Source organism: Streptomyces sp. NPDC057654, assembly GCF_042800135.1.
Lineage (GTDB): Bacteria > Actinomycetota > Actinomycetes > Streptomycetales > Streptomycetaceae > Streptomyces.
The window spans coordinates 1-1,519 of sequence record NZ_JBHVHQ010001332.1 but is presented as its reverse complement, the minus strand read 5'-3'; the positions used below and the strand labels follow the sequence as shown (position 1 = coordinate 1,519).

Sequence of the window (1,519 nt, the reverse complement as noted above, 5' to 3'; positions counted from 1 at the left end):
CTGCTAGAGGGGGCTACCGAAAAGATTCAATATGTGGATGTAAGGCGGCAAAAGGGTCTTCACAGCTCCTTGCGGAACTCCGCGGCCGCCTGCAAGAAGAGGTCGTTCGCCTCGGTCTCGCCGATCGTCGCCCGCATACCCTCGCCCGGGAACGGCCGGACGACCACGCCCGCCCGCTCGCACGCCGCGGCGAACTCCGCCGTACGCTCCCCCAGCCGCAGCCACACGAAGTTGGCCTGCGACTCCGCGACCGTCCAGCCCTGGCCGACCAGCGCGTCCACCACCCGGCGCCGCTCCGCCACCAGCGCGTCGACCCGCTCCCTCAGCGCGTCCTCGCTGCGCAGCGAGGCGACCGCCGCGTCCTGCGCGAGCTGGCTGACGCCGAACGGCACCGCCGTCTTGCGCAGCGCCGCCGCGACCGGCTCGTGCGCCACGGCGAAGCCGATCCGCAGCCCGGCCAGCCCGTACGCCTTGGAGAAGGTGCGCAGCACGCAGACGTTGGGGCGGTCGCGGTAGAGGTCGACCCCGTCCGGCACGTCCTCGTCGCGGTTGAACTCGCGGTACGCCTCGTCCAGCACGATCAGCACGTCGGAGGGGACCCGGTCCAGGAAGGACTCCAACTCGGCCCGGTGCAGCACGGCACCGGTGGGGTTGTTGGGGTTGCAGACGAAGATCAGCCGGGTCCGGTCGGTGACCGCCGCCAGCATCGCCTCCAGGTCGTGGCCCTCGTCCTCGGTCAGCGGCACCTGCACCGACGTCGCGCCCGCGACCTGGGTGATGATCGGGTACGCCTCGAAGGACCGCCAGGCGTAGATCACCTCATCGCCGGGGCCGGCCGTCGACTGCACCAGCTGCTGCGCGACGCCGACCGAGCCGGTGCCGGTGGCCAGGTGCTCCACGGGGACGCCGAAACGTTCCGACAGCTCCGTCATGAGGTCCGTACAGGCCATGTCCGGGTAACGGTTGAACGCACCGGCCGCCGTGACCGCGCTCTCCAGGACGCCGGGCAGCGGCGGGTAGGGGTTCTCGTTGGAGGACAGCTTGTAGACGACCGGACCGTCGGCCGCGGCCCGCTTTCCCGGCTTGTACGTCGGCACGCCGTCCAACGCCGCGCGCAGCCTAGGGGTCTTCTCAGTCACCGCAGGTCCTCCTCGACGTCCCGTACCACTCAATACTCCATACCTTATGAGGATTGCCCCCGGTCCCGTCCAGAGCCGTCGGTCCCGTCCAACGGTCCGGGGCCGCGCCCGGAGCCGTCGCCCCCGCTCAGGGACGTCGGCCCGGCACGGCGCCACCGGTTCCGCACAGCGACACCGGTTCCGGCGGTCCCGGACGCGGCGGGCGGCTCGCGCCGCCGGGGGGAGCGCTCCCCGCCCTGGCGCACGCCGGTGGCGAGCGCCGTGGCGCGCATCGCCCGTACAGGTGAGTTGAGACCTCTTCGAGACATGACCTCCTTGGCAGGCCCATGCGGGTCGACAACCGTAGATCACACCCAGGAGGCCTTAACTCACTTGACTTC

1 protein-coding gene is annotated in these 1,519 nt (G+C 70.9%); it reads right to left on the bottom strand.

Translation table 11 applies throughout. The annotated features are described in order from the left end of the window. Positions 1-59: 59 nt before the first annotated feature. Positions 60-1,139: a histidinol-phosphate transaminase gene (hisC, locus tag ACFU99_RS43340; protein WP_384404218.1), complete on the bottom strand. Its 1,080-nt coding sequence runs from the start codon at positions 1,137-1,139 to the stop codon at positions 60-62. Between the last annotated feature and the right edge of the window lie 380 nt (positions 1,140-1,519).